The organism is Insolitispirillum peregrinum (assembly GCF_900156605.1).
In the GTDB taxonomy this organism is placed as follows: Bacteria; Pseudomonadota; Alphaproteobacteria; order Rhodospirillales; family Rhodospirillaceae; genus Insolitispirillum; species Insolitispirillum peregrinum.
This window is the reverse complement of the sequence record NZ_FTOA01000007.1, coordinates 89,192-109,401: the sequence shown is the minus strand read 5'-3', so window position 1 is coordinate 109,401 and position 20,210 is coordinate 89,192. Positions and strand designations below refer to the sequence as shown.

18 protein-coding genes, 1 tRNA gene and 1 riboswitch are annotated in these 20,210 nt (G+C 63.0%); of the genes, 12 read left to right on the top strand and 7 right to left on the bottom strand.

The window, feature by feature from the left end; genetic code table 11:
- Positions 1 to 53 precede the first annotated feature (53 nt).
- From cimA to BW995_RS17365, 6 genes are all read left to right on the top strand, one after another.
- A complete protein-coding gene (cimA, locus tag BW995_RS17390; RefSeq protein WP_076401697.1) occupies positions 54 to 1,646 on the top strand; it encodes a citramalate synthase in 1,593 nt (530 codons plus the stop codon).
- Positions 1,646 to 2,410, top strand: coding sequence for a DUF2927 domain-containing protein (locus tag BW995_RS17385; RefSeq protein WP_076401696.1), 765 nt, complete (start codon positions 1,646 to 1,648; stop codon positions 2,408 to 2,410). The genes cimA and BW995_RS17385 overlap by 1 nt, the downstream gene beginning before the upstream one ends.
- A 1-nt stretch (position 2,411) precedes the next feature.
- The gene (locus BW995_RS17380) at positions 2,412 to 3,323 is read left to right on the top strand and encodes an RNA methyltransferase (protein ID WP_456152105.1); all 912 of its coding nucleotides are present in this window, start codon (positions 2,412 to 2,414) and stop codon (positions 3,321 to 3,323) included.
- A complete protein-coding gene (gene bluB / locus BW995_RS17375; protein ID WP_076401695.1) occupies positions 3,320 to 3,961 on the top strand; it encodes a 5,6-dimethylbenzimidazole synthase in 642 nt (213 codons plus the stop codon). The genes BW995_RS17380 and bluB overlap by 4 nt, the downstream gene beginning before the upstream one ends.
- A gap of 178 nt (positions 3,962 to 4,139) precedes the next feature.
- Positions 4,140 to 4,397 carry an AbrB/MazE/SpoVT family DNA-binding domain-containing protein gene (locus BW995_RS17370; protein ID WP_076401694.1) on the top strand — a complete coding sequence of 86 codons (258 nt, stop codon included), beginning with the start codon at positions 4,140 to 4,142 and terminating at the stop codon, positions 4,395 to 4,397.
- Complete coding sequence (locus BW995_RS17365; RefSeq protein WP_076401693.1) at positions 4,397 to 4,729, top strand: type II toxin-antitoxin system PemK/MazF family toxin; 333 nt, start codon at positions 4,397 to 4,399, stop codon at positions 4,727 to 4,729. The genes BW995_RS17370 and BW995_RS17365 overlap by 1 nt, the downstream gene beginning before the upstream one ends.
- 144 nt (positions 4,730 to 4,873) lie before the next feature.
- On the opposite strand, the gene BW995_RS17360 is transcribed toward BW995_RS17365, so the two are convergent.
- Positions 4,874 to 4,948, bottom strand: a tRNA-Val gene (locus tag BW995_RS17360).
- A gap of 250 nt (positions 4,949 to 5,198) precedes the next feature.
- On the opposite strand from BW995_RS17360, the gene BW995_RS17355 reads away from it, so the two are divergent.
- The 3 genes from BW995_RS17355 to BW995_RS17345 all read left to right on the top strand — a co-directional run bounded on the left by BW995_RS17355 (position 5,199) and on the right by BW995_RS17345 (position 9,908).
- Positions 5,199 to 6,188 carry an N-formylglutamate amidohydrolase gene (locus BW995_RS17355; RefSeq protein ID WP_245821519.1) on the top strand — a complete coding sequence of 330 codons (990 nt, stop codon included), beginning with the start codon at positions 5,199 to 5,201 and terminating at the stop codon, positions 6,186 to 6,188.
- Positions 6,189 to 6,264: 76 nt separating this feature from the next.
- A riboswitch (FMN riboswitch) is annotated at positions 6,265 to 6,432 on the top strand.
- 106 nt (positions 6,433 to 6,538) lie between these two features.
- Positions 6,539 to 7,231 (top strand): 3,4-dihydroxy-2-butanone-4-phosphate synthase, encoded by a 693-nt coding sequence (gene ribB, locus BW995_RS17350; RefSeq protein WP_084194948.1) that lies wholly within the window; start codon positions 6,539 to 6,541, stop codon positions 7,229 to 7,231.
- Positions 7,232 to 7,625: 394 nt separating this feature from the next.
- Positions 7,626 to 9,908: an NADP-dependent malic enzyme gene (locus BW995_RS17345; RefSeq protein WP_139332992.1), complete on the top strand. Its 2,283-nt coding sequence runs from the start codon at positions 7,626 to 7,628 to the stop codon at positions 9,906 to 9,908.
- 165 nt (positions 9,909 to 10,073) lie between these two features.
- On the opposite strand, the gene mnmA is transcribed toward BW995_RS17345, so the two are convergent.
- The 5 genes from mnmA to cysE form a co-directional block, all read right to left on the bottom strand.
- Positions 10,074 to 11,183 (bottom strand): tRNA 2-thiouridine(34) synthase MnmA, encoded by a 1,110-nt coding sequence (mnmA, locus tag BW995_RS17340; RefSeq protein WP_076401690.1) that lies wholly within the window; start codon positions 11,181 to 11,183, stop codon positions 10,074 to 10,076.
- Between the two features lie 330 nt (positions 11,184 to 11,513).
- Positions 11,514 to 11,846, bottom strand: coding sequence for a ferredoxin family 2Fe-2S iron-sulfur cluster binding protein (locus BW995_RS17335; RefSeq protein ID WP_076401689.1), 333 nt, complete (start codon positions 11,844 to 11,846; stop codon positions 11,514 to 11,516).
- Positions 11,847 to 12,081: 235 nt separating this feature from the next.
- Positions 12,082 to 13,266 (bottom strand): cysteine desulfurase family protein, encoded by a 1,185-nt coding sequence (locus BW995_RS17330; RefSeq protein ID WP_076401688.1) that lies wholly within the window; start codon positions 13,264 to 13,266, stop codon positions 12,082 to 12,084.
- A 410-nt stretch (positions 13,267 to 13,676) separates the two neighbouring features.
- Positions 13,677 to 14,141 (bottom strand): Rrf2 family transcriptional regulator, encoded by a 465-nt coding sequence (locus BW995_RS17325; RefSeq protein WP_076401687.1) that lies wholly within the window; start codon positions 14,139 to 14,141, stop codon positions 13,677 to 13,679.
- A 336-nt stretch (positions 14,142 to 14,477) separates the two neighbouring features.
- On the bottom strand, positions 14,478 to 15,242 hold the full coding sequence (gene cysE / locus BW995_RS17320) for a serine O-acetyltransferase (RefSeq protein WP_084194954.1): 765 nt from the start codon (positions 15,240 to 15,242) through the stop codon (positions 14,478 to 14,480).
- Positions 15,243 to 15,871: 629 nt separating this feature from the next.
- Here cysE and BW995_RS17315 point away from each other — a divergent pair.
- Entirely contained in the window at positions 15,872 to 16,516 is a 645-nt protein-coding gene (locus tag BW995_RS17315) for an alpha/beta hydrolase (RefSeq protein ID WP_076401686.1), read from the top strand.
- Between the two features lie 147 nt (positions 16,517 to 16,663).
- A complete protein-coding gene (locus tag BW995_RS17310; RefSeq protein WP_217696125.1) occupies positions 16,664 to 17,509 on the top strand; it encodes a DUF3800 domain-containing protein in 846 nt (281 codons plus the stop codon).
- A 179-nt stretch (positions 17,510 to 17,688) separates the two neighbouring features.
- Here BW995_RS17310 and BW995_RS17305 read toward each other — a convergent pair whose 3' ends face one another.
- Positions 17,689 to 18,801, bottom strand: coding sequence for an anhydro-N-acetylmuramic acid kinase (locus tag BW995_RS17305; protein ID WP_076401684.1), 1,113 nt, complete (start codon positions 18,799 to 18,801; stop codon positions 17,689 to 17,691).
- 101 nt (positions 18,802 to 18,902) lie between these two features.
- Between BW995_RS17305 and tyrS the strand changes: the two genes are divergently transcribed.
- The gene (tyrS, locus tag BW995_RS17300) at positions 18,903 to 20,165 is read left to right on the top strand and encodes a tyrosine--tRNA ligase (RefSeq protein WP_076401683.1); all 1,263 of its coding nucleotides are present in this window, start codon (positions 18,903 to 18,905) and stop codon (positions 20,163 to 20,165) included.
- Positions 20,166 to 20,210 lie beyond the last annotated feature (45 nt).

Below are 20,210 nucleotides of genomic sequence, written 5' to 3'. Positions count from 1 at the left end.
GACCTCCGGAAGCTCGACCCGGACCGCCCGGCGTGCAGGAGTCTTTTCCCCCGATGAGTGACAAGCGCGTTTATCTCTATGACAGCACCCTGCGCGATGGCGCGCAGACCCAGGGCGTGGACTTTTCGGCGACCGACAAGGCCGCCATTGCCCAGTCGCTGGACCTGCTGGGGATAGACTATATTGAGGGGGGATGGCCCGGCGCAAACCCGACCGACGACGCCTTTTTCGGTAATCCGCCGACCCTGCACCGCGCCAAGCTGGCCGCCTTTGGCATGACCCGCCGCGCCGGTCGTTCGGCCGACAATGATCCCGGACTGGCTCCGGTGGTGTCGTCGGGGGCCGACGTGATCACGCTGGTCGGCAAGAGCTGGGATTTCCAGTGCACCGTCGCGCTGGGCGTCGATCTGGATGAAAACCTGCGCATGATCGGCGACAGCATCCGCCACGCCACCACCAAGGCCAAAGAAGTCATCTACGACGCCGAACATTTCTTTGACGGCTACAAGGGCAATCCCGACTATGCCCTGAAGTGCCTGAAGGCCGCCCATGACAACGGGGCCCGCTGGGTGGTGCTGTGCGACACCAACGGCGGCACCCTGCCCGACGAAGTCGAACGCATCGTTGCCGCCGTCACCAAGGTCGTCCCCGGCAGCCATGTCGGCATCCATTGCCACAACGACACCGAAAACGCCGTCGCCAACAGTCTGGCCGCCGTCCGCGCCGGGGCCCGCCAGATTCAAGGTACCCTCAACGGGCTGGGCGAACGCTGCGGCAACGCCAACCTGATTTCGCTGATCCCGTCGCTGGTACTGAAGATGGGCTATGAAACCGGTCTGTCGGCCAGTGACATGACCCGGCTGACCCAGGTCTCACGCGAGCTGGACGAGCGCCTGAACCGCGCCCCGCTGCGCAATGCCGCCTATGTCGGCGAAGCCGCCTTTGCCCACAAGGGCGGGCTGCACGTTTCGGCGGTCGAAAAAGACCCCAAGTGTTACGAGCACATCGCCCCCGAACTGGTCGGCAATCACCGCAAGATTCTGGTGTCCGATCAGGCGGGCCGGTCGAACTTTGTCGCCCGCTTCCGTGAAATCGGCCTCGACATCGACCCGAAGGACCCGCGCATCGCCGGGATGATGGACGAGGTCAAGCAGCGCGAGTTTTCCGGCTATTCCTATGACGGTGCCGAAGCCAGCTTTGAGCTGCTGGCGCGCAGCTATCTGGGCGAAGTGCCGGAATACTACCGCCTCAGCTCGTTCCGCGTGATCGACGAACGGCGGTGGAATGCCCGTGGCGACCTGATCACCCTGTCCGAAGCCACCGTCAAGGTCAGCCTGCGCGATGCCACCCAGATGGCGGTCGCCGAAGGCAACGGCCCGGTCAACGCGCTGGACGCCGCCCTGCGCAAGGTGCTGTTGCCGGTCTACCCCGAGCTACAGGACCTGAAGCTGGTCGATTACAAGGTGCGCATCCTGACCCCCGAAGCCGCCACCGCCGCCGTCACCCGCGTGCTGATCGAAAGCGCCGACCGGCGCGGCAACACCTGGACCACCGTCGGGGTGTCGGGCAACGTTATTGATGCCTCCTATAACGCCCTGCGCGATGCCATCGTCTATAAACTGTTCCGCGATGGAGCCTCGGTCTGATGCTGCGCAACCTGCTGCTGCTGACCTTCGGGACGCTGTTCCTGATGCTGGGGATCGGCTATTTCACTGCCGACCCCACCCAGATGGAAAAGCCCTCGCAGGCACGAACCCTGCAACTGTTCGACCAGATCGCCTTTTCCGGCTATGGCGAGGCAGGCCCGACCGGCACCGGTCCCTATCTGCGCCGCTGGCAAGGCCCGGTGCGGGTGGCCCTGATCGGTGCTCCGGCCAAAACCGACAGCACGGAACGCCCGTGGAGCAGCGCCGTTTCTGACCTGCTGGCCGTCTATGATGCCCTGCCCGGTCTGGACATCAGCATCGCCAACGAACAGCCTTTCACCCGCGACATCCCGCCGGAAACCTCGCTGGCGATCATCACCGTGCCCGCCAGCGCGATGGACGACCTGTTGCCGACCCTGCCCCCCGCTGCCGCCAATGCGCTGACCAACAAGCGTGAAGGCTGCGCCGTGCTGGGAGCCGAGGCCGCCGTCCTCAACAATGTCTCGATCCTGATTGCCGACGGCCTGTCGGCCAGCAGCCGCTCGGCCTGTCTGGGCGAAAAACTCGCCACCGCGCTGGGCTTTACCATCGATGCCAAAATGGCCGGCGACGTGTTCCGCGTCCGGCAGGATGGCATGATGTTCCACGGGCTGGGCCGGATGGCTGCGGCTCTGGTGTATGATCCGGCCCTGCAACCCGGCATGGGCCGCGACCAAGCCCGCAGCGTCGCTGCGGACCTGTTGAAGAGCAAGGGACTCGAATAAGTTGGTTGAACAAATCCCCGACTGGCGCCAGCGGGGCCGGGCGATCCTGCAAAAGGACGTTCTGGCCATGCGCGGAACCGCGCCAGCCATCATCCTTGTCGAGCCGCAACTGGCCGAAAACATGGGCACCACCGCCCGTGCGATGGGCAACAGCGCGCTGGTGGACCTGCGTCTGGTGCGGCCACGGGTCAGTCATCTGGACGAACGGGCGATCAATGCCGCCTCGGGCGCCGATGCGATCCTCGAAAACGCCCGCGTCTATGACAGCACCGAAGAGGCGGTGGCCGATCTGGTCCATGTTTATGCCACCACCGCCCGCCGCCGCGACATGATGAAGCGCATCGTCACCCCGCGCAAAGCCGCCGGTGAAATGCGTCAGGCCCTCAGCCTCGACCCCATCGAGCCGGTCGGCATCCTGTTTGGCCGCGAGCGCACCGGGCTGGAAAACGACGACGTGGCGCTGGCCAACGCGGTGATCGAAGTCCCACTCAACCCCAGCTTCTGCTCGCTGAATCTGGCGCAGGCGGTCTTGCTGGTCGGCTATGAGTGGTATTCCTCGGTCGATCAGACCCCGACCGAACAGCCCGCCGAACGCGCCTCGCCCCCCGCTGCCCATCAGGACTTGCTCGGCCTGTACGAGCATCTGGAGCGCGAGCTGGACGATTGCGGTTTCCTGCGCCTGCCCGACAAGCGCCCCGGCATGGTCCGCAACCTGCGCTCGATCTTTGCCCGCGCCGGTCTGACCCGGCAGGAAGTCAAAACCCTGCACGGCGTGGTCACCGAACTGCGCTGGGGTCGCCGCCCCGACCGCCCGCTGCGCAGCGAACGCCATTCGTCCCTGGCCGAACAGCGGACCTCTGACGAACCTTCCACGGATGGGCCGACCACCGACGGGGATTCATCCGCATCATGAGCGATACGCCGCATTTCTCCGCCGCCTTTCGCCAACAGCTCGTTGATCTGATTGAATGGCGGCGGGACGTGCGGCGGTTTCGCACCGACCCGATCCCCCCCGATGTGCTGACCGAAATCCTCCGCCTCGCCACCCACTCGCCGTCGGTCGGCCACAGCCAGCCGTGGCGCTTTGTGCTGGTCGAAGACCCCGGCCTGCGCGTGCGCATCCGCCGCAACTTCTCCGCCGCCAACTCCGAGGCCCTGCACGCCTACAAGGGCGAAAAGGCCCGGCTGTATGCCTCGCTGAAGCTGTCCGGCCTGGATGATGCCCCGGTCCAGCTGGCAATCTTTTGCGACAACGACCCGCAGGCCGGTGACGGACTGGGGCGGCAAACCATCCCCCAGACGTTGCACTACTCCGTCGCCGGAGCCGTCCAGACCCTCGCGCTGGCCGCCCGCGCCTGGGGCGTCGGTGTCGGCTGGGTCTCGATCATCGACCCCATCGACGCCAAGGAAAGCCTCAACGTTCCCGAGCACTGGGATCTGGTATCGTACCTCTGCCTCGGCTATCCGCAGGAAGAGCACCGCGACCCCGAGCTGGAGCGGTTCGGCTGGCAGCAACGTCTGCCGCTGGAGAGCTTTATTTTCCGCCGGTAGGGGGCTGTGTGCAGGGGGAGGAGGCGGGCTCTGCCCGCGCCCGCAAAGGGCCATTGGCCCTTTGATCCCGGGAAGGGGGGGATGGCACTGGACTTGCGCCGGAGCACCGAAAGAATCAGGTTAGCGACGGGACCGGGATATGTTATATAAAAATATAACTTAAATCCGAGGTCTCAAAATGCCCGTAGCCAAACTGCGCAAGGTTGGCGGTTCGGTGATGATGCCGGTGCCACCCGCCATGCTGTCCCAGCTTCATATCAGCGCCGGAGCATCGGTTGCCCTGTCCGTCTCTGACGGGCAGTTGATCGTGACCCCGCAAACCCGCCCGTCCTACACCCTCGCCGAATTGCTGGCTCAGTGTGATGGCTCAGCCCCAGCCTCCGAAGGCGACCGCGACTGGATTGATGCCCCTGCTGTTGGGGATGAACTGATCTGATGAACCGTGGTGACATCTTCATTGTTTCTCTGGACCCAACCAAAGGGCATGAGCAACAGGAGAAACGGCCCGTCCTGATCGTTTCCCCCTCGGCCTTCAACAGCGCGCTCGGGATTCCGGTTGTCCTGCCGATCACCAACGGCGGAAACTTCGCCAAGGTCCGGGGCTTCGCTGTCCCCCTCGCCGGATACGGCCTGATTACCACCGGCATCATACGATGCGACCAACCCCGCGCCTTGGACATAGCCGCCCGCCACGGCCATTATGCCGAAACGGTGCCCGACAGCATCATGGATGAGGTGCTGGCCCGCCTTGCAACTATCCTTGAATGATCGACAAGGGGAGTTACCGAATAAAAACGGGGTCCGGGGCCTCAAGGCCCCGGCGGGGTGTGGGGCAGCGCCCCGCAAATCGCGTCAGCGCACTCAAAAAGGCCCGGAAAAGACGAAACCCCCAGGTTTCCCTGAGGGTTTCGATGGTGGGCGTAACTGGGATTGAACCAGTGACCCCTACGATGTCAACGTAGTGCTCTCCCGCTGAGCTATACGCCCTTGATCGCTTTGCCTGCGGAGTAGTCTTGGCTCTGCGAGGCACCATCCGGTTCGTTTTATTTGTTTCGCCGGTCAGTGCGTGGAGGGGTTTATAGAGGCCCTCTGCACCCTTGGCAACACTTTTTTTCACCATCCTGTCATTTTTTTTGCCTGACCGCCGGAAAGCCGCTTCTGCCCTTGGAATCAAGGGATTACTGATATGGTGATCGGATGCCTTGGTTGCGATGCGGGATTGGTGTAGGCTTTTTGCATGAACTCGTTTGCGCCATCATACCTGCCGCTGGCCATCGGCCCGGACGGGCAGCGTCCGGCTTCTGATGCCCTGCTGGCATCGGACGGGATTGGTGCGCCCTTCATGCCTGCCGACCCGCTGGCTCCGGCAGCATTTACCATCACCCGGCCTGCGCAACAGACGGTGCCGCTGGTGGTGTGTTCGCCGCATTCGGGGTATTACTATCCTCCGGCATTTGTGGCGCAGTCGAAACTGGACGCCCACACCCTGCGCCGGTCCGAAGACGCCCATGTTCAGCACCTGTTTGCCGATGCCCCGCAGGTGGGGGCACCGCTGCTGTGCGCCAATTTCCCGCGTGCTTATCTCGATGCCAACCGCGAGCCCTATGAGCTGGACCCGGCGATGCTCGACGGCCCGCTGCCTGCCCACGCCAACACCCGCAGCCCGCGGGTTCAGGCCGGGCTGGGGACCATTGCGCGGATGGTGGCCAACGGGGCCGACATTTACCGCGACCGCCTGAGCGTTACCGAGGCCGAGCAGCGCATTGCCCGCTGCTATCGCCCCTATCACGCCGCTCTGGGGCAACTGGTCGAGGAAACCTGTCAGAGCTTTGGCTATTGTCTGGTGATTGATTGCCACTCGATGCCCTCGGGCCTGCCCGTCAACGGCGATACCTCCCGGCGGAGGCCGTTGAACGACATTGTGCTGGGGGATTGCCACGGCAGTTCCTGTGCTCGCCCGCTGACCGCGCTGGCGCACCAGATTTTGCTGGAAAATGACCTGCGGGTGACGCGCAACACCCCCTATGCCGGTGGCTTCACCACCCGCCACTATGGCCGCCCGGCGCAGCGGGTGCATGCGCTGCAAATCGAGATCAGCCGCCACCTGTACATGAACGAGGCTACCTATCAGCCGCTGCCCGCTTTTGACGCCCTGCGGCAGATCATGCACAGCCTGCTGACCCGCCTTGCCGCCCTTCCGGCAGACGCCATGCTCGTGGCACCCTGATCCTCCCCTTTCCCGTCCCTTGACAGGCCCCGGCAGATCGGGAACCTTCGCCCCCTGCTGCTCATCACGAGTGGCTGCTTGTTCTCAGGGCAGGGTGAAACTCCCGACCGGCGGTAACACGACCTTTGGCACCCTGTGCCGAACCGTGCAGCCCGCGAGCGTCCGTCCGGTCTTCCGGGCGGGGTCAGCAGATCTGGTGCAAAGCCAGAGCCGACGGTAACAGTCCGGATGAAAGAGGATGAGCCAAAACCCTTCCCCCGAAGCCCCGCGCGGGCTTTGGGTGTTGTGCTTTGTGCCGACCGACCGCATCGCCCTGATTCACAGGCTTAACCCCATGCGGAGTAAGACCGATGAATCAGCCAGTAATGTCTCCTGTGTCGCGTGCGACCGAGACCCTGACCGATCAGGACGACCTGACTACCAGCTTTGGCACCCCCGCCGAGCGCGTTGCCCGCGCTGTTGCGCAGATTCGCGCCGGTGGCAGCATCGTGGTGATTGACGACGAAGACCGCGAAAACGAAGGCGACATCATTTGCGCCGCCGAAACCCTGACCGTTGCCCAGATGGCGCAGATGATCCGCGACTGTTCGGGGATTGTCTGCCTGATCCTGACCGACGCCAACGCCACCCGGCTGGAGCTGCCGCCGATGGTCAGCGCCAATACCTCGTCCTATGGCACCGGCTTTACGGTGTCGATCGAAGCCCGCCACGGCGTCACCACCGGCGTTTCGGCAGCCGACCGGGTGACCACCATCAAGACGGCGATTGCCCCGCACTGCCAGCCCACCGATCTGGCCCGCCCCGGCCATGTGTTTCCGATCCGCGCCAATCCCGGCGGACTGGCCGTCCGGCAGGGGCACAGCGAAGCGACCATCGACCTGATGCGCCGCGCCGGTCGGCAGCCCGCCGGAGTGCTGTGCGAGGTCACCAACCCCGACGGCACCATGGCCCGCCTGCCCGAACTGATCGTCTATGCCCGCCAGCACGGGATGCCACTGGTGACGATTGCCGATCTGATTGCCTATCCCGACATCACCGGCTGATACTTTCTGTGGCAGGGGCCTGCGGGCTCCTGCCAGCGCCCTTTACCATGGCGGTTTTCCGCCATTATGCGCATTATTGGTGGCGGAAATCCGCCATTTCCGGGTTATTTTATTACGCCATTTTCGCGACCCGCCGATCATTTGGCGCATTTCCGGCCTTTTCTTTCCCCTGACTTTTTTACGGCACGCCGGATGCATGGTTTTGCCGACAGGCAACCCGATCAGGTGGGGAGCATACAGTTCCCTCTGGTTTGCCCAGTGCTTGTACCCTATCTTTTGCACGCCCGGGGGATCACCCGGACCGCAACACCAAGACAACAAGGCTGCCGGCGAGCCGTGACCTCGCCCGCGGCCTGCACGACGCTGATAGCGTCTATCCGCAGGGGATGAAATGCTGGACGATTCGCTCAAGGAAGCTGCGCTTTTTTATCACCGCTTTCCCTCGCCGGGGAAACTGGCCACCGTGCCGACCAAACAGCTGACCACCCAACACGACCTCGCGCTGGCCTACTCGCCCGGGGTGGCTGCCGCCTGTGATGCCATCGTTGCCAATCCCGCCGAAGCCGCCGAACTGACCATGCGCGCCAATCTGGTGGCGGTGGTCACCAACGGCACCGCCGTTCTGGGGCTGGGCAACATCGGTCCGCTGGCCTCCAAGCCGGTGATGGAAGGCAAGGCGGTGCTGTTCAAGAAGTTCGCCGGCATTGATGCCTTCGACCTTGAAATCGCCGAGCTGGACCCGGACAAGTTCGTCGATACCGTCGCCCGTCTGGAGCCGACCTTTGGGGCGATCAACCTCGAAGACATCAAGGCGCCGGAATGCTTCATCATTGAACGCAAGCTGCGCGAGCGGATGCAGATCCCGGTATTCCACGACGACCAGCACGGCACCGCCATCGTTGCCGCCGCCGCCGTGCGCAACGGCCTGCGGGTGGCGGGCAAGAAGCTCGACGAAGTGCGCATGGTGTCCTCGGGCGGTGGTGCCGCCGGGATCGCCTGCCTTGACCTGCTGGTCGAACTGGGCCTGAAAAAAGAAAACATCATCCTGTGCGACGTCCACGGCGTGGTCTACGAAGGCCGCCCCGAAGGCTATGACGAGAACAAGGCCCGCTATGCCGTGCCGACCAACGCCCGCACGCTGGGCGATGTGATCGAAGGCGCCGACATTTTCCTCGGCCTGTCCGCCGGTGGCGTGCTGAAGCCCGAGATGGTCGCCAAGATGGGCGAACGGCCGCTGATTCTGGCGCTGGCCAACCCCAACCCGGAAATCAGCCCCGAAGACGCCCGCGCCGTGCGCCCGGACGCGATCATCTGCACCGGCCGGTCGGACTATCCGAACCAGGTGAACAACGTCCTGTGCTTCCCGTTCATCTTCCGTGGGGCGCTGGACACCGGCGCGACCGAAGTCACCCACGCGATGAAAGTCGCCTGCGTCGAAGCCCTCGAGCGCCTGACCCACGTCGAAGCCATGGAAGTGGTCGCCAGCACCTATGCTGACGAGCCGCTGCGCTTTGGCCCGAACTACCTGCTGCCCAAGCCGTTCGACCCGCGCCTGATTCTGGAAATTGCTCCGGCGGTGGCGCAGGCGGCGATGGACAGCGGCGTTGCCACCCGTCCGATCACCGACTTTGACGCCTACCGCGAGCGGCTGGGCCAGTTCGTATTCCGCTCGGGCATGGTGATGCGCCCGGTCTATGAAAAGGCCCGCCGCGATCCCAAGCGGGTGGTGTTTGCCGAAGGCGAAGACGATCGCGTGCTGCGCACCGCGCAGGTGGCGGTTGATGAAGGCATCGCCAAGCCGATCCTGCTCGGTCGCCGCGACCGGATCGAAGAAAAGATTGCCGCCATGGGTCTGCGCTTCAGCCTCGACCGGGATGTCGAGGTGGTCGAGCAGATGCACGACAGCCGCCGCCATTCGTTTACCAGCGCCTATTACGACCGCATGCGCCGCCGGGGCGTCACCCCGCAGTTCGCCCATACGGTGGTTGGCACCCGCGCCACGGTGTTTGCCTCGCTGATGCTGCGCTATGGCTTTGCCGATGCGATGATCTGCGGCCTGAACGGCCGTTACGGCAAGCACCTCGAACACGTCATGGACTGCATCGGCCTGCGCAAGAATGTGCCAGTCGCCGCCGCCATGAACCTGCTGATCCTGCCGTCAGGCCCGGTGTTCATCTGCGACACCCAGATCAACGCCGACCCGACTGCCGAACAGATCGTTGACATCACCCTGCAAGCCGCCGAAGAGGTTCGCCGCTTTGGTCTGGAACCGCAGGTGGCCCTGCTGTCGGCCTCGAATTTTGGCGGCTATCAGGACCCGTCCTCGCGCAAGATGGCCGTGGCGCGCGAAATCCTCGAACAGCGCGCACCGCACCTGATCGTCGAAGGCGAAATGCACGCCGATGCCGCGCTGGATGACGCCATCCGCCAGCGGGTGTTCCCCGACAGCCGCCTGAAGGGTGCCGCCAACCTGCTGGTGATGCCCAGCCGCGATGCCGCCAACATCGCCATGAACATGACCAAGGTGCTGGCCAACGGCCTGTCGGTTGGTCCGATGCTGCTGGGGATGAGCAAGCCGGTGCACATCTGCACCACCTCGATCACCACGCGCGGTCTGACCAACATCACCACTCTGGCAGTGGTTGATGCCCAGCTGGAAGAAGAACGGCTGGGGTAAGATCAACCCGAAGCCCGAAGTCCCCCCCCCGGAGCAGCGCCCCTGCTCCGGGGGTTTTATTTAGAGCAGCGTGCGTTAAATCAGACACAGGCACGCTGCTCTAACTTTTTGTTTTGTCGCATTGTTTTCTTTGCGAGAACCGATTCCCGCTTTTCGCACAATGTTCTAGCGGGTGATCCAGCCGCCCCCCAGCAAATGATCACCGTGATAGAACACGCAGGCCTGCCCCGGTGCCACCCCGTCGACCGGGTGTAACAGGCGCACCTCCGCCCGGCCATCCGGCAAGCCATAGGCCATCGCCTCCGCCGGACGGAACGAGTTGCGCACCTTGACGGTCAACGCCACCCCATCGGCGGGAATGTGCTCCCCACCGCCCAGCCAGTTGACCGCCCGCACCGTGAACCGTCCGGTGCCCAGTGCCGAACGCGGGCCGACGACCACCCGGTGATGCTCGGGCTCCAGCCGCACCACATACAGACGATCCGCCATCCCGCCAATGTCCAGCCCGCGCCGCTGGCCGACAGTGTAATGGATGATGCCCTCGTGCCGCCCCATCACCGTGCCGTCAACATGGACAATCTCGCCCGGCTGGATCGCACCGGGGCGCAGCTTTTCGACCACCCGCGCATAGTTGCCGTCGGGCACGAAACAAATGTCCTGACTGTCCGGCTTGTCGGCCACCACCAGATCATGACGGCGGGCGATGGCGCGGGTTTCGTCCTTGCTGATGTCCCCCAACGGGAAGCGCAGGAAATCGAGCTGTTCCTGCGTGGTGGTGAACAGGAAATAGGACTGGTCGCGGCCATGGTCGGCCCCGCGCCACAACTGTGCCCGGCCATCGTCGCCCACCACCCGGCGGACATAATGGCCGGTGGCCAGCGCATCGGCCCCCAGATCGCGCGCCGCCTGCACCAGATCCCGGAACTTGACTGTCTGGTTGCACAGCACGCACGGCACCGGCGTTTCCCCGGCTACGTAGGAATCGGCAAAGGCTTCCATCACATCGGTGAGGAAATTGCGCTCGTAATCGACCACGTAATGCGGAATGCCCAGATGATCGGCCACCCGGCTGGCATCATAGATGTCCTGCCCGGCGCAACAGGTTTTCGAGCCTTCGATCACAAAGCCATGGTCGTACAGCTGCATGGTGATCCCGACCACGTCATAGCCTTGCTCTTTCAGCACCGCCGCCGTAACCGAGCTGTCAACGCCGCCGGACATCGCCACCATCACGCGGGTATCCTGCGGGGCTTTGGTCGAAAGTACACTGTGCATGTCAGGGTTCCGCTAAAAAATCGAACGTGGTTCAGGTCACGACAGAGAAAGAACAACAGGCAGGCTACCGCCCGCACCTGTTTGGGGGCCAATGCCCCCAAGCCCCCCTTTTCTCTTTGATGATCAAAAGAATGGGGTCTGGGGCCCAAGGCCCCAGCGAGGCGTGGAGCAGCGCTCCACGATCTTGTTTCTCAACTGTCCGGGCCTGTCCAAAACAACAAGGCACCGCGCAACAGGCTGTGCGCGGTGCCTTGCAAATATGGGAACAGGGCGTCTGTTCGTCCAGAGCCATTTAGCCCGGAAAGCGCCACCGTTCACGTAATCGTCGTATTAGTCGTCAAGGGCGTTGCGGGTGCCTTCGGGCAGACGCACCACCAGACCGTCCAGCTTGGCGCTCATCAGGATCTGGCAGCCCAGACGGCTGGTCTTGGTCAGGCCAAAGGCCAGATCGAGCATGTCTTCTTCGTCTTCGCTCGGCTCTTCCAGACGGTCGAACCACTCGGGGTCGATCACCACATGACAGGTCGAGCAGGCCAGCGAGCCTTCGCAGGCACCTTCCAGACCGATCTTGTTCTGGTGTGCAATTTCGAGGACCGACAGCCCCTCTGGCGCATCCACGTCGTGGCGAGTCCCATTGGGGTCGATGAAGGTCATCCTGGGCATCTGAGAATCTCCATGGAAGGTCCGAGGGGGAGGACAAAAGACAGCCAACCGCCGCATACCGCATCGCACAAAAGGGCTGACACAGCGGTTTGCAGCGCACGATGTGTACCTGCCTCGTGCCGTTCAGGCAAGAGGCGGATGTACACCTACAGGGTACGCCCGCCTCAGACTACGGCCATACCTCGGCATCTGCTGGGTTTCGGTGACAAAAATATGACGAACGATCTTTAGCCGCCTACGCCTGTGGTGGGACCAGTCCCGACCAGCAGGCCACGAATCGGTCCAGATCATCCTGCGCTGTCGAATGCCCAAAGGAAACGCGGATCGCCTGACGGGCCAGAAGCTCGCCCATGCCCATCGCCAGCAGAACATGCGACGGTTCCAGCTTGCCCGACGAGCAGGCCGACCCGGCACTAACCGCAATGCCAGCCAGATCCAGCGCCATCACCTGCCGTTGCTGGTCCACGCCAGGCAGGCTGATCGACAGGGTGTTGGGCAGGCGGTCCACCTCACCACCATGTACCACCGCCTGCGGTGCCCGCGCCAGCAAGGCCGCCTGCATCCGGTCGCGCCGTTCAGTCATCCGCACACCGGCACCATCGGCCAGCAAGGCCAGCGCCTGCGCTGCCGCTGCCCCAAAGGCGGCGATGCCAACGCCGTTTTGCGTTCCGCCACGCTGGCCCCGCTCCTGTCCGCCTCCGGCCAGCAACGGACGCACCCCGATCCCTGCCCCCAGCACCAGCGCCCCACAGCCCGGCAATCCGCCCAGCTTGTGCGCCGACAGGGCCAGCGCATCGGCCCCCAGCGCGCTCAGGTCCAGCGGGATTTTCCCCGCTGCCTGCACCGCATCACACAACAGCAAGGCTCCGGCCCGATGGACCAGATCGGCAATCTGCGCCATCGGCTGGATCACGCCGGTTTCGTTGTTGGCCAGTTGCACCGCCACCACCTGCGGCAGGTCGTCCCGCTGCGGGTCCAGACGCTGTTCCAGCCACGGCAGATCAATCAGCCCCGACGGCAGCACCGGACTCTGTTCGGCAGGGGCACCACCAGCGGCATGGGCGGCGGCCAACACGGCCGGGTGCTCGACCGCCGACACCAGACAGCGGCGAGCGGTCAGCAACGGCGGAGCCTCGGCCAGTTGGCGAGCCGGAAACAACCCGTGCAGCGCCAGCGCCAGCGCCTCGGTCCCACCGGAGGTGAACACCACCTGCCCCGGCTTCACCGCCCCGGCACGGCCATTGCCCGCCAGCAGGGCAATGGCCGTGCGCGCATCCTCGACCAGCGCCCGCGCCCGCCGCCCGCTGCCATGGATCGACGACGGATTGCCCGGCTGTTCCATCCAGCGCAGGGCCGCCTCCCGTGCCTCGGCAGACACCGGGGCTGATGCGTTCCAGTCGAGATAAACCGTTGATGCCATGAACCAGGGCCTTTAGAGCATTGTGCGAAAAGTGGGAACCGGGTTTCGCAACAACAATGCGACAGAACAAAAGGTTAAACCAGCGTGCCTGCGTCAGGTCACGGTACATGACAGTTCGGTTCAAAAGGCGGGCTACCGCCCGAACCCGTTTGGGGCCTGAGGCCCCAAGCCCCCATTTTTTCCTTCAAGATCAAAAGAATGGGGTCTGGGGCCCAAGGCCCCAGCGAGGCGTGGAGCAGCGCTCCATGAGCCTGCTTCCCAAACGTCGTGTACCATGGCGTCAGGTTGAATGCACGCAGGCCCAATGACAAACGACCTGCTGCGGGGGAGCATGACCATCGGCCATGAGGGAGCCCGCAACAGGTCGGATGATCAGGCCAGTCCCGCCGGGGGTGGCGGGGCCGACGTCGTTATTGCGCTGCCGTCGAGGACAGCGGGTCACGGAACAGGCCGCTGGTCCCCAGCACCTGCCGCGAGCACACCTGTTCCAGCGTCACCGAGCTGAGATAGAGATAAATCTGGTTGCCCAGCTCTTCCCACAGATCGTGCGTCAGGCAGCGGCCCTTGTTGTTGTGGCAGCCCGCCGGGCTGCCCGGCGCGCAACGGGTGGTCTGGATCGGCTCATCAACCGCCAGAATGATATCGGAAATGCGCATTTCGCCAGGATGCCGCGACAGCAGATAACCGCCACCCGGACCACGGACGCTTTTCACCAGACCGCCCTTGCGCAGGCGACCGAACAACTGTTCCAGATAGGACAGCGAAATTTCCTGACGTTCCGCGATATCGGCCAGCGCCACCGGCTTGCCCGCAGAATGGGATGCCAGATCGGCCATGACCATCACGGCATAACGCCCTTTGGTGCTCAGTCTCACTCCATTTACTCCCTCAAGAGGCTGACCCGCGTGTGGACCCAGCCGTGCCGTCCCCCCGGCTTACTCCTGCCTGACCTGCATCAGACCCTAAAGAACCCTTTACCTCGCTGACACAGGACAGCGAGGTCGGGCAACATTCCGGTGCGGGAGGCACCTTATACACTTGTCTGGCAAAAATACCATACCTTACTAGGTGCCTATTTATGCATTCCCGCCCCATAAAGCAACAACCTGACAACAAACAAACGGGCATAGGGGGTATGCGCCCCTATGCCCTGCCTGTTGCACCATCCGGTTCCGGGCCGGTTCCGGGCCGGTTCCGCGCCGGATCAGGGATCAGGCGCTGACCGCTGCTTTTGCCGGAGGCTGATCGTTGCCGTCCGTCGGCGGGACCTCTGGCGGTTCCTCTTCGCTGCGGGCGACCGTCAGCGGCACAACAGTCGCGGGCGTGCCTTCCAGTTCCCGCACCCGCTCGGACAGGGCGGTGATCTGGTCGCGCAGGGCATCCATGGCACGGGCCACCGGGTCCGGCATTTCGTCGGTCGGCATGCCGTAGGCGCAAAATTCTTCGGCTTTGGTCTTGTCCTTGCGCACCACCGCCTTGGCCGGAATGCCGACCACCGTGACGCCGGGCGGCACATCGTCCAGCACCACCGCATTGGCCCCGACGCGCGCACCAGCCCCAATCGTGTGCGGGCCAAGGATCGCCGCGCCCGAGCCAACAATCACCCCATCCAGCAGGGTCGGGTGGCGCTTGCCCTTTTCCAGCGACGTTCCGCCCAGGGTCACTCCTTGATACAGGGTAACATCATTGCCGACTTCGGCGGTTTCACCGATCACCACCCCGGTGGCGTGGTCAATGAACACCCGCCGCCCGATGGTGGCCCCGGGATGGATTTCCACGCCGGTGAACACCTTGGCGGTGGCCGAAATCACCCGGGCGACCAGCCGGAAGTCCTTTTTCCAGCACCAGTGCGACAACCGATAGGCAATCATCGCATGGACACCCGGATAACACAGGACCACTTCCAGCCGCGAACGGGCGGCGGGATCGCGGGCCATGATGGTGTCGATGTCTTCCTTCAGTCGTGCAAGAACCATGGTCATCCTCTGGTCACAGAGCCGGAACGGCAACAGTCCTTGCCCGGTCCGGCGGTTAACGACGGAGCCGCGCAGCCATCCTGCCGCCGCGTCCCCGGTCACGCCCGCCCCCGAAGGGGGGATGACGACCGTCACAGAAAACGGGCCGCCAGCGGGGTAAGGTGTGCACCTGCACAAAAGTTTTCCACACCCCGATGACGGAAACAAGAGCACTGACCATCTACACAGTTGAAATGCGTAGCCCGGAGTGTGTTATTATGCCCGACCCCTTGCGAGGCTGCTTGCGCGGTCCTTTTATGGGGGAGTGGTTCACACCTGACGACCAGATCAGTGTCTGACTGTCATTAACCCTGATGGTCGGCCCTGTTCGGGTCAGACTGGGGGAGGAGATAGGGACCGGCCAGCCAGCCCGTCAACAGGCTGGAGCGGAAATACCCTGACCTTCCCGTCGTTGCCTTGGGATAACTATAAAATCTCCGACTTTTTTGGTCAAGATTACAGTCCCCCGGCACACGTCCAGCACTCCGGTCCACCGTTCATCGGGCCGGTCTTGATCAAGGCGCAACGTCTGACCGGCGGGGAAATCCCTTTCCCGTCCTGGAACGCCCTCGCAGAGCAGCACGCGGAACATGCCTGAAGTTATTTTCAATGGGCCGGAAGGCCGTCTCGAAGGTCGCTACCATCACAGCAAGGTAGCCAACGCTCCCATCGCCCTGGTGTTGCACCCGCACCCGCAGCACGGCGGCACCATGAACAACAAGGTGGTCTATAACCTGCACCACTCCTTTGCCCGGCGCGGTTTTTCCGTGCTGCGCTTCAATTTCCGGGGAGTGGGCCGGTCGCAGGGTGCGTTTGACAATGGTCAGGGTGAACTGTCGGATGCCGCCTCGGCGCTCGACTGGTTGCAGACCATCAATGCCAATGCCACCTCCTGCTGGGTGGCCGGGTTCCAGTTCGGGGCCTGGATCGGCATGCAGTTGCTGATGCGCCGCCCGGAAATTGCCGGCTTTGTCGCCGTCACCCCTCCGGCCAGCATCTACGACTTCTCGTTCCTGGCGCCCTGCCCGTCGTCGGGGCTGATCGTTCACGGGGCTTCGGACGAAGTGGTCCCCGAGGTCTCGGCGCAAAAGCTGGCCACCAAGCTGCAGGCGCAAAAGAACATCAAGGTCGATTACAAGTCGGTCACCGGGGCCAACCACTTCTTCAGCAACCACATGGACTCGCTGACGGCAGCGGTGGATACCTACCTCGAAGGCGCGATGGAACGGGTGTAAGCCCGGTTCGCTTGCCTGACAGAACGCACACCAAAACGGCCCGCAGAGAGCGTTCTCCCTGCGGGCCGTTTTGGTGTTATAAAGCAGCATCACAGATGCATAGCTCTGCACGATGCACCATTCTATCGGAGACTCGATATGTGCTGGATGCTGTTTGTTGATGAGTCCGGGCAGGATCAGCGGAATTCACCATACGAGGTGCTTGCCGGGATAGCTATTGAGGACCGTACAATATGGAAACTGATTCGAGAAATTTCCAAAGCTCAAGAGCAGTTCTTTGGAGCACGCCTTTATGAGGCCTATGGGGCGGAAGCAAAGGCGAAAGAACTTCTGAAAAAGAAGACGTATAGACTCGCCAATCAAATGCCCCCGTTCTCCCCGGAAGAACGTCAACGGTTATCCCGCGAAATTCTCAGTGACGGCTCCGCCCCATCCCGCCCCAGGTTAACCGCACTCGCTCAGGCCAAAATTGCCTACTGCAAACATATTCTTGGGGAGGCGCATCTCCATGGTGCCAAAGTTTTCGCGACCATGGTTCCTCAAAGCGCACCAAGGCCTCCAAATGGCGATGAAATGCGCAAAGACTATGCCTTTTTCCTCGAAAGGTTTTATCATTTTCTCAATCAAACACAGGGAAATCCGATGGGTTTCCTGATCTTTGATGAACTGGACAAGAGTGCAAGTCACGTCCTGCTAGGACAAATCTCGCGGTACTTTGAGAGAACAAAAAACGGGCGAATTCGTGCCCGCCTCATTATCCCTGAACCCCTGTTCGTACATTCAGACCTAAGCTCCTTGGTGCAATTGGCAGATCTGGTTGCCTACATTGTGAGCTGGGGATTGCGTCTGGCTCGCATGCCGGAAAGCACCCGCCCCGAGCTTGGCCCTCTTGTGGAAATAGTCAAACAGATGCGTTATCTCCACTTGACCGACGGTGGCCAAAACGTCTGGGGCATCAAGGAAATTTCGGATCTACGTCCCAAGCAACCTTAACGCATTGCGCAAAAAATACGACAAAACAAAATATTAGAGCAGTGAGCGCCGTTCATATCACGGCATACGACGGAACAGCCGAATGATCATGGTGTTGCCAAAAAGAAAAAGGCAATGCGATATTTCTACCACAAAGCCTCCTCCCATAAGATGGCAAGTTTCCCTTGCCCTGTCAACACTCAGTTCACCGCCTCGGGCAGCACCAGACGCCCGCCAGTCATCGGCTGCGGGCAGCCGGTGGTGCCGGGGAAGGTCAGCGGCAGGCCGCGCAGGTGCCGCAGGGCGAGGAAGCCGAACGCCTGCGCTTCCAGCGCGTCACCGTGCCAGCCCTCTTCTTCCACCGCTTCGACCGGCACGCCCAGCTCTTCGTTCAGCAGGCGCATCAGGGTCGGGTTGTTGCGCCCACCGCCACAGACCAGCCAGCGTTTCGGCAGCACCGGCATCAGGCTCGCCGCCCGTGCCACCGACAGGGCGGTAAAGGCGCTGAGCGTGGCGGCACCGTCTTCCAGCGACAGCCCCTCGAGGTGGGAGAAGGCCGACATGAAGGCATCACGGTCCAGCGACTTCGGTGGCGGAGCCGAGAACCACGGATGGCTGATCATTTTGGTCAGCGCGTCACGGTGGATGGTGCCCGCTGCCGCCGCCGCGCCGTCGGCATCCTGCGGAGTCCCGGTGTGGCGATGCATCCAGTCGTCAATCAGGGCATTGCCCGGCCCGGTGTCAAAGGCCAGCAGGTCATGGTCATCGGACAGCAGGGTAACGTTGGCCACCCCGCCGATATTCAGCACCGCCAGCGGCCGTTCCAGCCCTTCGGCCAGCGCGGCATGGAACACCGGCACCAGCGGAGCCCCCTGCCCGCCGGCCTGCACATCGGCGCTGCGCAGGTCGAACACCACCGGTACCTTGACGGTGTTGGCCAGTTGCGCGCCGTTGCCCAGCTGGCGGGTATAGCGTTGCTCGGGCCGGTGGGCGATGGTCTGACCATGGAAACCGACCACCGCGATGTCCTCGGGGGCCATCCCCGAGGCGTTCATCAGGTGCATCACCGCCTCGCCGTGCAGGCGGGTGATTTCCGTTTCGACGCGGGCGATGGTTTCGGCATCGCCGCGTTCACCCAGCGTGCCATAGATGGCGGCGCGGAAAGTCGGCGGATAGGGGACGGTCAGCGCCGGACCGATGGCGGTCACCCGTTCGCCATCGCTTTCGATCAGGGCCGCATCAATGCCATCCAGCGAAGTGCCGCTCATCAGGCCAATCGCCCAGCGGGGCGCAAAAGTCTCAACAGTCACGATGCAATCTCTGCCCTAACATTGTCCAGAAGCCGCGATTGTGCTAAATCGACGGCGGGTTTCCAACCCTTCCTTATCATTATAGCAGTTGAAGAGCCAAAAAGATGTCCACCGAACCAACAGCCGTGCGCTCCGACTTCCTCAAGACGGTCCGTGAACGCGGCTATTATCACCAGTGCACCGATCTGGCGGGCCTTGATGCCGTCATGTCCGCTGGCGTGGTTCCGGCATATATTGGCTTTGACTGCACGGCAGACAGCCTGCATGTCGGGTCGCTGATCCAGATCATGATGCTGCGCTGGCTGCAAAAGACCGGCCACAAGCCGGTGGTCCTGATGGGCGGCGGCACTTCCAAGATCGGCGACCCGTCGTTCAAGGACGAGTCGCGCAAGCTGCTGACCGACGAGCAGATTCAGGCCAACATGGACGGCATCAAAAAGGTATTCGCCAAGTACCTGACCTTTGGCGATGGCCCGACCGATGCGGTGATGGTCAACAACGCCGACTGGCTGGACCACCTGAACTATCTGGCCTTCCTGCGCGAGATCGGTGTGCATTTCACCATCAACCGCATGATGAGCTTTGACTCGGTCAAGCTGCGCCTTGACCGTGAACAGCCGCTGACCTTCCTGGAATTCAACTACATGATCCTCCAGGGCTATGACTTCCACGAACTGCACAAGCGCGGCGGCATCCGCCTGCAGATGGGCGGGTCGGACCAGTGGGGCAACATCATCAACGGCGTCGAACTGACCCGCCGTCTGGACGCCACCGAAGTGTTCGGCCTGACCTCGCCGCTGCTGACCACCTCGTCGGGGGCCAAGATGGGCAAGACCGCCAACGGGGCGGTGTGGCTGAACGAAGAACGCCTGTCGCCCTACGAGTTCTGGCAGTACTGGCGCAACACCGAAGACGCCGACGTCGGCCGTTTCCTGCGCCTGTTCACCGAACTGCCGCTGGACGAAATCGCCCGCCTCGAGTCTCTGGACGGGGCGGCGATCAACGACGCCAAAAAGGTTCTCGCCGATCAGGTTACCGCGCTGTGCCATGGGGCCGCCGCCGCCAGCACCGCCCGCCAGACCGCCGAGCAGACCTTTGAGCAGGGTACCCTGAGCGAAAACCTGCCTACCTATCCGCTGTCGCCGGAGCAGGCCGCAGCCGGAGTGGCGCTGCTCGACCTGCTGGTGACGGCAGAGTTCGCGGCGTCGAAGGGCGAAGCCCGTCGTCTGGTGCGTGGCGGCGGCGTCAAGCTGAACGATGGCAAGGTCGAAGACGAAAACCAGCTGATCACCGCCGCCGACATCATCGACGGCACCCTCAAGCTGTCGGCAGGCAAAAAGCGCCACGCCCTGTTCAAGACCGCCTGACACGTCGGCAGGGGGGTGCCAGAGTAAATCCCGAGCAGATGGACA